The sequence below is a fragment of the Listeria grayi genome, assembly GCF_900638015.1.
GTDB classification, from domain to species: Bacteria; Bacillota; Bacilli; order Lactobacillales; family Listeriaceae; genus Listeria; species Listeria grayi.
The window spans coordinates 961737-975758 of sequence record NZ_LR134483.1 but is presented as its reverse complement, the minus strand read 5'-3'; the positions used below and the strand labels follow the sequence as shown (position 1 = coordinate 975758).

Genomic DNA, 14022 nt, shown 5'->3' with positions numbered 1-14022 from the left:
AGGAAAAGCCAAGTTTCGAGACGATGCGTACTTTGGACGCATGAATCAAGCAAAGGCTTTAGTATAGTTCTCGCCATGTTGGTTTTATTTCTTCTATTATACAGGAAGTAAAGCTAGGTAGCCATTCATACACTTAGATATCCGTATGTAAAAGTAAAGATTTGCTAAGTAATTCGGCTTTTCCTTTCCAAGTTGTCTGATAAAGCGTATGATAAAGGTAATTAGAAAAGATGGTGATAAAATGGAAACAGGCACGCTGCAATATAATTGGAAAGAAGAGCTCGCAAACGCGATCACGCATGGCTTGGGCTTTTTGCTCAGCATCCCTGCGCTCGTTCTCTTGATCGTTTTTGGCGCTCAGAAAGAAAATCCGATTTATTTAACAAGTTTTTTGATTTATGGGATCTCTCTCATGATTTTGTATATTTGTTCCACCTTGCTACACAGTTTTAAACCATGTAAGGCACGAACGGTTTTTAACATTCTGGACCATTCAGCGATCTACTTATTGATTGCCGGCTCTTACACACCCTTTGTCTTGATCACACTGCAAGGCCCGCTTGGTTGGACGTTGTTCGGCGTTGTCTGGGGACTTGCGATCGCCGGGATCGTTTATAAAGTCTTTATGACAGGCAAATTCAAAACGCTCTCTACCATTATTTATTTGTTGATGGGTTGGCTGGTGATTTTCGCTGCTAAATCCCTATACACGAATTTAAGTCCGGCTGGTTTTTATTTGCTACTGACTGGCGGTATCATGTTTACTGTAGGAGCCATTTTTTATAGCATTCCGCGTGTTCCCTATATGCACGCGATCTGGCATTTGTTTGTCATCGCGGGTACAGCGTTTATGTATTTCTGTGTGCTATTCTTTGTTTAAGATGACTTGCTGAGTGAGTCGTTTCTTGTAACAAAAAAGCTCCGCCGAAGAAATTTTTCGGCGGAGCTTTTTTGTTTATTTTCGTTGCTCTAGATCTTCTAATAATCCAAGATGGGTCGGTTCCCATCCTAAAGCAGCTTTCGTTAGTTCGTTGTCGCCCCAAACATTTCTTAAAGTGAACTTGGCCAACCATGTAAACTTGCCAGGAGCTTCTTCATCAGCAATTGCTTCGACAGGCAATCCTAGGCTTTCACCGATTTTCTCAGCAATGCTTTTTAACGGAATATCTGATTCCGCAACGCCGTGGTAAGCTGCCCCTTTTTTGCCTTTTTCAATCGCAAGCCGGTACAGCGTTGCGATATCTGCCAAGTGGACAGCGGACCAGTGATACGCTCCCTCGGCATAATAAGATCTGCCATTTTGCTTTGCAAGGTCGAAAAGTCCATCGATAAAAGCGGAGTGTCCGTCTTCATGTACACTTGGTGCCGGCCGAACGATCATTACACGCACACCTTTATCTTGATAGGTTAAGGCAGTTGTTTCACTAGGACCTCTTAAACTGCTTTTATCGATCGCATCCGTCTCTTTTTTGAGCTCACCAGCCGGAAATTGACCGATAGCAGAAGTCACGATAAAGGCTTTTTCAGTTCCAACTAAGGCATCGCCGATCGTTTGGATCACTTCTCTATCGATCCGGCTCGAGTTTTCCATGTTCGCCCAGTCGTGGATAAATCCTAAATGAATAACGCCATCTGCCTCCTTGGCTGCCTCAGCAATGATCTCCGTCGATTCCAGATCCCCTATCACTACCTCTCCGCCAATAGCTAAGATTTTTTCCTTTGCTGCTTCCGAGCGTGCTAACGAAACCACCTCATACTCCTTTTCCAAGAGTTCTTTTAGAACAGCACTTCCGATAAAACCACTTGCTCCTGTTAAAAATATTTTCATTTAAATCCGTCCTTCCGATTGATATATTTGCCTCGTACCTGTAAAATTACTAGCAAATAAGATAATTTGACACGAATGTCAGTCACTGACAAAACCATTATAACTCTGTCAGTCACTGACGTCAATAACTAGGAGCCACTTAATATGGATAAAGAAAAAAAACAACCGCAATTAAATACCCGCGACAGACTGGAACAAGCCGCTTTAGAATTATTTGAGCAAAAAGGTTATTCCCTGACGACAGCGGAAGAAATCGCCAAAAGAGCAAACGTCACAGAAAGAACATTTTTCCGGTATTTTTCAGAAAAGAAAGAAGTTCTCTTCAGCGAATCGGCCACTTTTCTTCATTCGATCCTAGCAGAATTAGATCAACAGCCTAAAACAGTTTCGGATTTCGAGAAAGTATATCAAGCTTTTTATCGGGCGACCAAAGTCTTTTTCAAAGATCTGCATGCCCACTCTAAATACAGAGCCAAGGTGATCTCCTCAACACAAGAATTAAGAGAACGAGAACAAACTAAATTTCATTTTATCGAAGCAAAAATCACGGAAAAACTGATCGAAGAAGGCAGTGATCCTTTTCAAGCTTCGATCGTTGCTAATTTAGGGATCAAAATTTTTGAATTTGCTTTTAACGACTGGGTCAATACCGAAGCAGAAGTTCCTTTTGATGAGAAAATGGAGGAGACCAAAGAAAAGTTTATGAAGACGATCCAGCTCCTTTGATCTATTCCATTGTCTGAGTATCTTAAACGCTAAAATCTGCCTTCCACTCCCCCCTTTAGAATCTCAGCATTTTCATCAACCAAATATGGCTGATTTTCGATAGTCTGACGGCTCGCTAAGCGTGTCGTCTTTTTTAGGGTTAAATCCATTGACAAAAAAGCCAATTCCATGTAAGGTAATACTTACAATTCTTATCGGAATTATATATTTTATTTTATTAAAGGGGGAAAAATGAATTGAATACGTTTTTGTTAGTGGTTAACTTAGTGATCGCTGCGCTGATTATTGCCGGTTTTATTTTTCTGGAGAAGAAACATGTTTCTTTTTCTAAACGGGTACTGCTTGCGTTAGCGATCGGGATCATCGCTGGTTTTATTATCCAGTTTACGTATGGTTCAGCAAGTCAGGTAACAACAGATACTACGAGCTGGTTAGGGATTATCGGCAGCGGGTATGTCAAATTTTTACAAATGATCTCGATCCCGCTGATCTTCATCTCGATCATTACGGCATTCACCAGATTGCAGCTTAAAACCAACGTTGCTAAAATCGGTCTATGGATCATTGGAACATTGGTAGTAACTGCGGCGGTAGCTGCTTTGATCGGGATCGGTTATGCCCTTTTATTCCAACTCGATGCTAATCATATCTCACAAGGCACAATCGAGATTTCTAGAGCAAAAGAACTGCAAGATAAGTTCGCAAGTATCAGCAATCTCTCCTTCCCGCAAAAGATCTTGGAACTACTTCCATCCAATCCATTCTTGGATTTCACTGGAGCTAGAGCAACTTCCACGATCGCAGTCGTTATTTTCGCTGCCTTTATCGGTATTGCTTTCTTAGGTGTCAAACGCAAACAGCCAAAAGAGGCAGCAAGCTTCTCTGCTGGTGTCGATGCCGTTTACGCGATCATCTTGCGTATCGTCCGCTTGATCCTTCGTTTGACGCCATATGGTGTCTTTGCGATCATGACCAGCACGGTAGCAACTAGTGATTTGAACGCGATCTTGAAACTCGGAAACTTCGTGATTGCTTCTTATGTAGCGCTGATCTCGATGTTCATCGTTCACTTGCTGATCGTAAGTTTATCCGGTGTCAACCCGATCACCTATGTTCGGACTGCGCTTCCGACACTTACATTTGCCTTCACATCACGTACAAGTGCTGGTGCCCTACCACTTAATATCGATGCTCAGCAAAAACTAGGAGTTCCTTCTGGGATCGCCAACTTTGCCGCCTCCTTTGGTTTATCCATCGGTCAAAATGGTTGTGCTGCGATCTATCCGGCAATGCTGGCGATCATGATCGCCCCAACAGCGGGTATCAATCCTGCTTCTTGGAGTTTTATCTTTACGGTTATCGCCGTTGTAGCAGTCAGCTCCTTTGGTGTAGCTGGTGTCGGCGGTGGTGCAACATTCGCTGCGATCATCGTCCTTTCGACATTGAACTTACCGGTCGGACTTGCCGGAGTATTGATTTCGATCGAACCGCTGATCGACATGGGACGTACTGCACTTAATGTCAGCGACAGCATGGTAGCAGGTATTGTCACTAGTCGAGCTACCGGTTCACTCGATAAGGAAAGCTCCGATCAAAATCTTGCTAGCGAAGCATAAAAATAAAATCCCCTCTGGCTCTAACTAAGCCGAGGGGATTTTTTTATACGCGCTGGATAAAATTGCGCTTGATCTCTAAAAAGTATCGCAGGTCATTCATATATTGAAACAGTTTTGCCCGATGCTCAAACTCATTTCGTGTCTGTGGCAATTCGCTCTCCCGAAATTGATGAACGAGCTCCGTGACTGCCGCCACTAGTTCATCGGCTGGATTTTCTTCGGATAATGAATCCGCTGTTTTCTGCGTGATCTTCGCTAATTCCTTACTGTAAAATGTATCTTCTGAAAGTGTTACTAAATGCTCTTTCATCTGCAGCAGGATCTGGTATTGAACCAGCCGCATATCCATGTATTGTAGATAATACTGTTCCTGCTTGAAAAACTGGTTCTCACTATGATTTGTAGCCGCCTGTTTGGCCTCGAGCAACGCCTGATTCAGTCCCGGCAGCTCCTGATCCCTATCCTCGAACAACACTTGATTTGCAAGTTGATCCGCCATACCACTCAAAATCGAACGCATCAGTTGCTCGATATGTTTCTGACTCGCTTTGATCCGACTTTCCATTTTCGGCATGTATAGATTCAGCAAGATCGCGATTCCCGCACCGACTGCCATCAGCAGCAATTCATTGGCAAACAATCCGACTGTTATCACACGCTCTACTAAAAGATGCGTCATCAAGACAGAACTGACCACAATACCGTCCGTCAGTTTAAATCGAACTGCTAGCGGAATAAATATCAGCAATGCAAAGCCGAACGCAAGCGCATTAAAGCCGATCACGTAAAAACAAAGCGCTGCAACCGCTAGGGCAAGGATTGCTGAGAATAATCGCTGATACGCTAGCTGTAAAGAGCTTTTTTTAGTGTTTTGGATACTTAAAATCGTGATCACGCCTGCAGAAACGGCATAATCCAGCGAGAGCCAGTTGGCGATCCATATCGCAATACAGGCACCCACTGCTGTTTTTATCGTTCGCATGCCAATTCGCATCGCCACGCCTCCTCCAGCTGTTATTTTGCTTTGCCGACTAAAATACGGTAATCCACCGTATAAGTAGTCTGCGTCAGTAAAGCTTCCTTATCTTCCGCCTTTAAATGCCAGCCAAGCGGCGTCATCGTCAGCAGATCAGGTACTCGTTCTGGCGGAAGTTCAGCCGTGTAAGTCAGCCGTTCACTGCTGATCCATTCAAATGAAGCACGAAAGCGGTCCAGCACTTCTTGATTAGAATAGCTTTCCTGCAAACGTGGGTCAAATTGGCGCAATTCCTGCAGATAATCAGTTTCCGGAACGACTTTTAACAAATAGCCGCCGGGCTTTAAGATCCGGGCAAATTCTTCATAATTGGAAGGCGATAAAATATTCAAGATCACATCTACACTGCGGGAAGCAAACGGACTATTTGCCAGATCTGCTACCGCCCACAAGATATCCGAAAAGTCACGAGCAGCTTGTTTGATTCCTTCTTTCGCAATATCCACACCGATATAAGTATACTCCTCACCCATTAGCTGCTTGATCGCGGCCAGCTGACTGCCTTCCCCGCTTCCAGCATCAAGCACGACACCGTGCGGAAGGGTTTCAAGCAATTCTGTCAAACGCTGCGTCAGCCCCTGAAAAAAACCCGCTTCCGCAATGCGGTGACGTGCTTCAAACAGCACTTTATCATATTTCGTTTTATTTCCATGCGCCAGCAGATATAGATAGCCCGGTTTGGAAACATCGAATTGATGCCCCTGTTCACATACGAATGAGCCGGCGTCATTCGTGTGAAAGCTTGTTTTACAGAGTGGACACTGATATAGCGATAAATGTGCTGCGAGTAATTGTTTTGCGGCTGCCAGTTTTGATAATCGATTCATTGGATCTCCTGCTCACGTTCATAAACAAGAAATGCATGCGGATACTTATTTTTTTCATCGATGTGACCAGGGATCTCTTGGACTAATCGAAAGGCCGACCAGTCCAAGACAGGAAATGCCGTATCTGCGTCAAAGGTGGCTGCGATTTTTGTGACATAGAGGCGATCTGCATCATCCGCAAATAAAGCATAGATCTGTGCGCCGCCGATAATAAAAATAGCTTCTTTTTCCGCACGCTTTAAAATGTCTGCCTTTGTATGGACGACAGAAGCATCTGCCAATGTCAGCTCTGGATCTCTCGTCAATACGATATTTTCCCGGTTTGGCAGTGCTTTTCCAAGCGAGTCATATGTTTTTCTACCCATCACGATCGTCTTGCCGGTCGTTTGTTTTTTAAAGTAAGCCAGATCAGCTGGCAGTCGCCAAGGCATTTGGTTGTCTTTGCCGATGTTGCCATTCGCATCTTGGGCCCAAATCAAATTGATCATTTTCTGTGACCTCCTTTTATACTGAGATCGGCGCTTTGATCGCCGGGTGTGGTTCGTAGCCTTCTAACGAAATATCCGCTACTTCAAAATCAAAAATACTCGCCGGTTCTTCGGCTAATCGCAGCGTCGGCAATGCTTTCGGCTCGCGGCTCAGTTGTTCCTTCACTTGTTCGATATGGTTATTATATAAATGCGCATCGCCCATCGTATGGATAAATTCACCGACTTCCAGCCCCGTTTCGCGCGCGATCAGGTGAGTCAGCAGTGCGTAGCTCGCAATATTAAAAGGCACACCTAGGAAAATATCTGCACTACGCTGATATAATTGACACGATAGTTTTCCATCTGCTACATAGAACTGAAACATAGTATGGCAAGGAGGAAGCGCCATAGTCGGTACATCTTCCGGATTCCATGCAGAAACGATCAGACGTCTGGAATCAGGTGTCTTTTTGATAGCTTCGATCACTTCTTTCAATTGATCAATCGTTTCTCCGCTCGACGTTTTCCATTCCCGCCATTGTTTTCCATAAATGTTTCCCAGCTCCCCGTAAGTAGCTGCAAAGGCTTCGTCGGTTAAAATCGCTTGCTTGAATGCTTCCATTTCTTGTTTATATGCTTCCCGGAAAGCTGCATCTTTTTCAGCCCGCAAGCCGAAATCCGTCATGTCAGGTCCTTTGTATGCTTCGCTTTTGACATATCTTTCAAAGGCCCATTCATTCCAGATATTGTTGTTGTGCTGCAGAAGATAGCGTATATTCGTATCCCCGTGCAGGAACCACAATAACTCGCTGACCACTAGTCTGAAAGCTACTCGTTTTGTAGTTAAGATCGGAAACCCTTTTGCAAGGTCAAAGCGCATTTGATACCCAAATGTACTGATCGTTCCAGTTCCTGTTCGATCTCCTTTTTGCGTGCCGTGTTCCAGTACATATTTTTCTAGTTCTAGATACTGTTTCATCGTCTTCCTCCTTCGTTTACATACATCGACAAATATTCCCAGCGTTCCATTTTCGTCTCTAGCTCGCTTTCCATCGATTCGATCCCGGCACTGATTTCAGATGCTTTGGTATAATCTGCACCTGTTGCCTCCAGTTCTTGGTTAGCCTTGATAATCGCTTGTTCTAGCTGTTCGATATCTGCTTCGATCGTGTCCCACTCGCGTTGCTCTTGGTAAGACAATCGTGTCTTTTGTTTTGGCTCAGGTTTAGCCTCTTCCACTATTGTTTTCTTTGGTTTCGCTGCCTTTTTTTCGGTTGCTTCTTCTGTATCCAAATAATCCGTATAGGCGCCATAAAATGTCGTTATCTCGCCTCTGCCTTTGAAAATCAGCAGGCGCGCTGCTACTTTGTCTAGAAAATAGCGATCGTGGCTGACCGTGATGACCGTTCCCGCATAGCTTTCCAAATAATCTTCGAGCACAGTCAGTGTTTGTGTATCCAAGTCATTGGTCGGTTCATCCAGAAGCAAGACATTTGGTCGTTCCATCAAAATTTTCAGCAGGAAGAGCCGTCGTTTTTCCCCACCTGATAAACTGCTGATCTTGTTGCCATGCATTTGCGGCGGAAAAAGGAATTTTTCCAGCATCGCACTGACACTTAAAACTTCGCCGCCTGCCGTTTCTACTTGATTGCCGATTTCCTGCAGATAGGTAATGATCCGTTTATCAGGATCTAGGTCTTCATTCTGCTGCGTGTAGTAGCCGATGTTGACCGTCTGACCAGTTGCGAGTTCCCCGCTATCGGGAGTCAATCTGCCGGCCAATAAATTGAGCAGCGTCGATTTTCCAGTACCATTACTGCCGGTTATCCCGATACGTTCGCCAGGTTGGACGATCAGATTGACATCTGTAAGGATCGGTTGCTCAGCGAAAGCTTTGGAAAGGTGTTTGATCTCAAAGACATCTTTCCCAAGACGCGCTGTTTGAAAGTCCAATTCCAGCTCGGAGGAATCGGTTTTTGTTTTTACTTTTGTTTCCAAATCTTGAAATCTCGATTTACGCGCTTCTTGCTTTGTCCCTCTGCCTTGCGGTCCGCGTCTCATCCACGCCAATTCCCGCCGATAGAGATTTTTATTTTTGTCGACTTCTTTCGCTTCATTTTCCACACGGACAGCTTTTGCTTCGATAAACTTCTCATAATTACCGATGTAGCGGTAAAGATTGCCTTGATCCAGCTCGACAATATGATTGGTTACCTGATCTAAGAAATAACGGTCATGCGTCACGAGCAGCACGGCACCCTTAAAGCGTTTTAAATAATCGGTCAGCCATTTGATTGAGGCATAGTCTAAATGGTTGGTAGGCTCGTCTAAAATGAGCAGATCAGGTGTTTCGATCAGCACTTGACTGAGTCCGACCCGTTTGCGCTGGCCACCTGATAGCGATTTGATCTGCATCCCTAGATTATTGATCCCTAGTTTCTCCACGATCATCTTCGCTTCTGTTTCCACATCCCACGCCGAACTGGCTTCCATTTTTCTGCTCGCCTGTTCATAAGCAGCTAGCGCATCGCTGTCTTCTGGATGCTTCTCCATCAAGAGCAAAGCTTTTTCATACATACGAATCGCTTTCAAGCTCTCGGTCTCGCCTTGGAAAATCGCATCTAAGATCGTAGCTTCTTCAGGGAGTGCAGGATCTTGCGACAAATAACCGATCCGGTAATCTTTCGGTTTGGTCACTTCGCCTTTATCCGGTGCGTCTTTCCCACTGATGATTTGCAGCAGTGAAGACTTACCTGTACCATTGACACCAATAAATCCGATTCGTTCGCCTTCCGTAATGGTTAGGGAAATATCTTGAAAAAGTGTTTTTTCACCATAGGTTTTGGTAATATGTTCTATTTTTAATTGTTTCATTCCTTATCAACTACTTTCCTTCAGTCTTATTTATTTTAAAAGAAAAACCGGAAAAAGGAAAGGAGATAAGTAAGGAGAATTTAATTTTCCCTTATAAAAATCTTTCTGTTTCCTTTTATTTCTCCCCTTGAAATCTGCTGACTTTTGTCCTATTGTGGAGATATAAACTTATTAACTGCTAGGAGTATGTCCATGTATCCACCAAAGAAAACACGCTCAGAGATGAATCGCCGCCGCAAAAGGCGCCGTCAGCTACTCATTCTTCTTTTTTTATTGCTTATTGCTGTCATTGCTGTGAAAATGGCTTGGCCGTCGCAAACTGCCACGGATAAGCCTGCGTCGTCAAAAAAAGAACCTATCCAATCCGAAAACCTTTCAAAAAAGAAAGCTAAAGTCCCTCAACAAAAAGCTAAACAAACGAAAACCATCAGTAAACTGCCGGTATTGGACAACTATTTGTCTTCCCTTCATTTCAGCGGTACCGCCATCGTGGTTCGAAACGGGAAAATAATCCTCCATAAAAGTTATGGCTATGCTGATCGGGAGCAAAAAAAAGCAAATACCAATCAAACAGTTTACTACATTGGTTCCGCTCAAAAAGCATTTATTGCCACCAGTATCATGCAGCTACAGGAAAAGCATCAATTGACTATTGACGATCCGATCGCTACTTACTTCCCCGATTTTCCAAACGGGAAAAATATCAAGATCCGCAATCTTCTGACTCACACATCAGGAATCGTCGGTCATACGGAAGGGCAAAATGCGATCACACCAAAAGCACTGGTGAAGGATATTGAAAAACAAGGCATCCTCAGCCAACCCGGTACTTGGCATTATCTGGATTCCAATTATACCGTCTTAGCCTATTTAGTAGAAAAATTAAGTAAACAATCACTGGAAAGCTATTTAAAAGCACATGTCTTTAAGCCTGCCGGTATTAGAGATGCTGGTTTTTACAAAGACTTTGCCAAAAACAAACATGCTTCTACTGGCTATTATTTAAAGCAGGATGGCACATACATGACCCCAAGCCTTCCTGATCTCTCGCAATTGTTCGGCGTAGGGAACATGTATATGCGGCCTTACGATATGTATTTATTTGACAAGGCTTTAAGTACCAAGAAATTGATCAATGCTGACAGCTACAAGGAAATGTTCACCAAAGGCAGCTCTTCCGGTTATGGCTTTGGGTTTTATGTCGATCCTGGCAGCTATAATAATCATGGTGTGCTAAATGGATGGAATGTTTCCAATAGTTTTAGTCATACTGGCAAAACGTTTGTTGTTTTATTTTCCAATATCCAAAACAACATCGCTTCCTTTGGGCAGGTAAACAATCATGTTTACGAACTGCTGAACGCAAGTAAATTTCAATAATAAAAAAGAGCAGCGAAATGATTTCCCGCTGCTCTTTCGTTATTTAAAACAAACCGATCGCATGTCCGTTTTCATCTACATCCATTTGCAGTGCCGCCGGTTTTTTCGGAAGTCCCGGCATTGTCATCACATCGCCTGTCAGTGCTACGACAAAACCTGCTCCTAATTTTGGAATGAATTCGCGAATGTGGATAACAAAATCTTCCGGACGTCCTAGCTTCGCGGCATCATCAGATAAGGAATACTGCGTTTTTGCCATGCAGATCGGATAACGGTCCCAACCGTATTTCTTGAATGTTTCAATTTGTTTTTGCGCCTTTGTCGAAAGCTCGACCCCAATAGCGCCGTAAACTTTCGTCACGATCTTATCTAATTTCACTTCCATTGTTTCTGCATCGTCATAAAGTCGTTTGTAGTCTGCTTCCTCTTTGTCGATCACCCGAATGACCTGTTCTGCAAGATCTACTCCGCCGCTGCCACCTTTTTCCCAAACTTCTGTAAGGGAGACCGGGAAACCCGCTTCGGCACATAATTCCTGCAGCGCCTCTACTTCTGCGTCTGTATCAGTAATAAATTTATTGATGGCGATGACAAACGGCAGCTGGTAATGGTGAATCGATTCTGCATGTTTTTCCAAATTGGCAAATCCAGCTTTCAAAGCTGCGACATTTTCTTCTGCTAAATCGGATTTCGCCACGCCACCGTGCATTTTCAATGCCCGGATCGTTGCCACGATCACCACGCAGTCTGGTGCTTTTCCTAGTACCGGCACTTTGATATCCAAGAATTTTTCCGCACCAAGGTCCGCACCGAATCCTGCTTCCGTTACCACATAATCCCCTAGTTTCAAGGCAGCTTTTGTGGCTTGGATACTATTACAGCCGTGTGCGATATTAGCAAATGGGCCCCCATGGACGATAGCGGGCGTGTGTTCTAGTGTTTGGACTAGATTAGGCTTCAACGCATCCTTCAAAAGCAACGTCAGCGCACCTTCAAAACCAAGTTCGCCTACTGTGACAGGTTCGCGTCCAAACGTGTAACCGACGACGATCTCGCTCAGCCGTTTTTTCAAATCGGCAAGGTCACTGGCTAAACAAATAATCGCCATGATTTCCGAAGCAACCGTGATATCGAAGCCATCTTCACGTGGCACCCCTTGAATCGGCCCGCCAAGTCCTACCACAACATGCCGCAATGCACGGTCGTTCAAATCCACAACTCGTTTCCACGCGATTCTACGGCCATCTAGCTGCATCTCATTGCCCTGCTGCATATGATTATCGATAAAAGCTGACAAAGCATTGTTCGCTGCCGTAATGGCATGAAAATCCCCAGTAAAATGCAGGTTGATGTCTTCCATCGGGATCACTTGTGCAAAGCCGCCACCAGTCGCGCCGCCTTTGATCCCCATCGTTGGTCCTAAAGAAGGTTCGCGGAGCGCAATGACTGTCTGTTTCTCTTTTTGAGAAAGTGCATCGCCTAAGCCGACTGTCACCGTAGATTTCCCTTCCCCTGCTGGTGTAGGATTGATCGCCGTTACCAAGATCAGTTTCCCATCTTCTTTTTGTTCTAATGATTGGAGTGTCTGATAAGTCAATTTTGCTTTATTTTTTCCGTACAGTTCTAAATTTTCTTCTTCTAACCCAATTTTCGCTGCAACTTCGGTAATTGGCAAAATTTCTGCTGCTGTCGCAATCTCGATATCTGATTTCACGTGGCTCGCCATGTCGCTTCCCCTCCAATTATGTATTTATTTCTCCTTTTGGACACAAATGAAAAGAGGATATGCTATCTCACCCGCCTATCCGTCTCTCCTTTATTCTCCTTGTTTCGCTTGCAGTTCCTTTAGTTTTTGCTGCGCAGCTTCATTTTCCTCAAAATATTGAACCACATCACCAATACGGTCAATAGAATTCCAACTCAAGTGATGCTCGATTCCTTCAACATCATGATAAATATGTTCTTCTTCTACACCAATGATCGTTAGAAATCGTTCCAGCAGTGTATGCCGCTCTAATAAACGTTTCCCAACTTTTTTTCCCTTTGGCGTCAGTACTAGCCCCCGGTATTTTTCATATACCAGATACTCATCTTTATCTAGCTTCTGCACCATTTTTGTAACAGAACTCGGATGTACGAAAAGTTCATCGGCAATGTCGGAAACACGTGCATAACCCTTCTTTTCTATAAGCGAGTAAATTTTTTCGATATAATCTTCCATGCTCGGTGTTGGCATATTACTCCCTCCAACTTTCAGAATTAACACTTCCATTGTACTATAGAAAAGCAAAGGAAGGAAGCAATATATGTCCTCACACGTTCTCATGTCACACTTGTTGTTCCAAAATCGGCAAAAGCTAAAAAATATTCTTGACGATATCCGAACAATTGTTTATAGTAAAGTTATCATAAAGCAAGTCTTTATGAATTTAGGCTGACTTGTATCCATGAGTATTTGACTGCCTTGAAATGTAAGCGCTATATATTGTAAGTCAGTATTCATCTTTACGATGTGTCACCGATAAAATGGGAGGATTCAAACATGCAAAATGGGAAAGTAAAATGGTTCAACAACGAAAAAGGCTATGGCTTCATCGAAACCGAAAATGGTGAGGATATCTTTGCTCACTTCACTGCAATTCAAGGTGACGGCTACAAAACACTAGAAGAAGGACAATCTGTAAGTTTTGAAGTTGTCGAAGGTAATCGCGGACCACAAGCAGCTAACATTGAAAAATTATCTTAAAATTTGCTAGTCACGTGCTAGTCCTTATAAATGTCTTGAAAGATACCCTCTTTCAAGACATTTTTTATGAGGTTGTTTATAATAAAAGGACGATGATATAAGGAGGTTTTTGGTGATGGAAATTTTTGTCGATGCTGCTTCAGCTGGCAATCCCGGATTGAGCGGTGCTGGCATCGTACTTAGCCAGGGCGAACTGCACGAACAATTAGCGATCCCGCTAGGAACGATGACAAACCACGAAGCTGAATTCATTGCGATCAAACTTGGTCTCCGCCGTGCTGTCGAGTTGGGAGAAACCGCTTTTGTCCGGGTTTACTCAGACTCTAAAGTAGCCATTGAAGCGATTGAAAAGCGCTTTGTCAAAAACCCGCTTTTCAAACCGTATTTGGAAGAGATCTTACAGCTTATCTCTCATTTCTCTTTATTTTTTATTGAATGGCGTTCTGTAACCAAAAACCGGAAAGCGGATGAATTAGCAAGGCGCGCAATTCAATCTCAGCGCAAATGAACATGTCAGAA

The 14022-nt window shown here is 43.7% G+C and carries 14 protein-coding genes; 6 read left to right on the top strand and 8 right to left on the bottom strand.

All coding sequences use genetic code 11. The features are described 5' to 3' along the window. Positions 1-241 precede the first annotated feature (241 nt). Entirely contained in the window at positions 242-880 is a 639-nt protein-coding gene (gene trhA / locus EL241_RS04670) for a PAQR family membrane homeostasis protein TrhA (protein ID WP_036107008.1), read from the top strand. Between the two features lie 75 nt (positions 881-955). Here the strand turns inward: trhA and EL241_RS04665 are convergent, their stop codons facing one another. After that, entirely contained in the window at positions 956-1828 is an 873-nt protein-coding gene (locus tag EL241_RS04665) for an SDR family oxidoreductase (protein WP_036107013.1), read from the bottom strand. A 144-nt stretch (positions 1829-1972) separates the two neighbouring features. Between EL241_RS04665 and EL241_RS04660 the strand changes: the two genes are divergently transcribed. Then, entirely contained in the window at positions 1973-2554 is a 582-nt protein-coding gene (locus tag EL241_RS04660; protein WP_126320386.1) for a TetR family transcriptional regulator, read from the top strand. A 236-nt stretch (positions 2555-2790) separates the two neighbouring features. Next, positions 2791-4170, top strand: a complete 1380-nt coding sequence (locus EL241_RS04655; RefSeq protein ID WP_003758506.1) for an L-cystine transporter — start codon at positions 2791-2793, stop codon at positions 4168-4170. A 43-nt stretch (positions 4171-4213) separates the two neighbouring features. On the opposite strand, the gene EL241_RS04650 is transcribed toward EL241_RS04655, so the two are convergent. Genes EL241_RS04650 through abc-f form a run of 5 tightly spaced genes read right to left on the bottom strand, consistent with a single transcriptional unit; the run spans position 4214 to position 9377 of the window. Next, positions 4214-5164, bottom strand: a complete 951-nt coding sequence (locus EL241_RS04650; RefSeq protein ID WP_036107019.1) for an aromatic acid exporter family protein — start codon at positions 5162-5164, stop codon at positions 4214-4216. Between the two features lie 20 nt (positions 5165-5184). After that, the gene (locus EL241_RS04645; protein WP_036107022.1) at positions 5185-6033 is read right to left on the bottom strand and encodes a methyltransferase domain-containing protein; all 849 of its coding nucleotides are present in this window, start codon (positions 6031-6033) and stop codon (positions 5185-5187) included. Then, complete coding sequence (locus EL241_RS04640; RefSeq protein WP_036107025.1) at positions 6030-6521, bottom strand: dihydrofolate reductase; 492 nt, start codon at positions 6519-6521, stop codon at positions 6030-6032. Before EL241_RS04640 ends, EL241_RS04645 begins: the two co-directional genes overlap by 4 nt. Before the next feature lie 16 nt (positions 6522-6537). Continuing rightward, on the bottom strand, positions 6538-7482 hold the full coding sequence (locus EL241_RS04635; protein ID WP_036107028.1) for a thymidylate synthase: 945 nt from the start codon (positions 7480-7482) through the stop codon (positions 6538-6540). Beyond that, positions 7479-9377: a ribosomal protection-like ABC-F family protein gene (gene abc-f, locus EL241_RS04630; protein ID WP_126320385.1), complete on the bottom strand. Its 1899-nt coding sequence runs from the start codon at positions 9375-9377 to the stop codon at positions 7479-7481. Before abc-f ends, EL241_RS04635 begins: the two co-directional genes overlap by 4 nt. Before the next feature lie 192 nt (positions 9378-9569). On the opposite strand from abc-f, the gene EL241_RS04625 reads away from it, so the two are divergent. Further along, a complete protein-coding gene (locus tag EL241_RS04625; RefSeq protein WP_126320384.1) occupies positions 9570-10757 on the top strand; it encodes a serine hydrolase domain-containing protein in 1188 nt (395 codons plus the stop codon). A gap of 43 nt (positions 10758-10800) precedes the next feature. Here the strand turns inward: EL241_RS04625 and EL241_RS04620 are convergent, their stop codons facing one another. Then, entirely contained in the window at positions 10801-12483 is a 1683-nt protein-coding gene (locus tag EL241_RS04620; RefSeq protein WP_036107031.1) for a formate--tetrahydrofolate ligase, read from the bottom strand. Between the two features lie 90 nt (positions 12484-12573). Continuing rightward, positions 12574-12993 (bottom strand): transcriptional regulator MntR, encoded by a 420-nt coding sequence (mntR, locus tag EL241_RS04615; RefSeq protein ID WP_040486773.1) that lies wholly within the window; start codon positions 12991-12993, stop codon positions 12574-12576. A gap of 306 nt (positions 12994-13299) precedes the next feature. On the opposite strand from mntR, the gene cspD reads away from it, so the two are divergent. After that, positions 13300-13503, top strand: a complete 204-nt coding sequence (gene cspD, locus EL241_RS04610) for a cold-shock protein CspD (protein ID WP_003758486.1) — start codon at positions 13300-13302, stop codon at positions 13501-13503. Between the two features lie 115 nt (positions 13504-13618). Then, a complete protein-coding gene (locus EL241_RS04605) occupies positions 13619-14011 on the top strand; it encodes a ribonuclease HI family protein (RefSeq protein WP_036107035.1) in 393 nt (130 codons plus the stop codon). Positions 14012-14022: the final 11 nt, after the last annotated feature.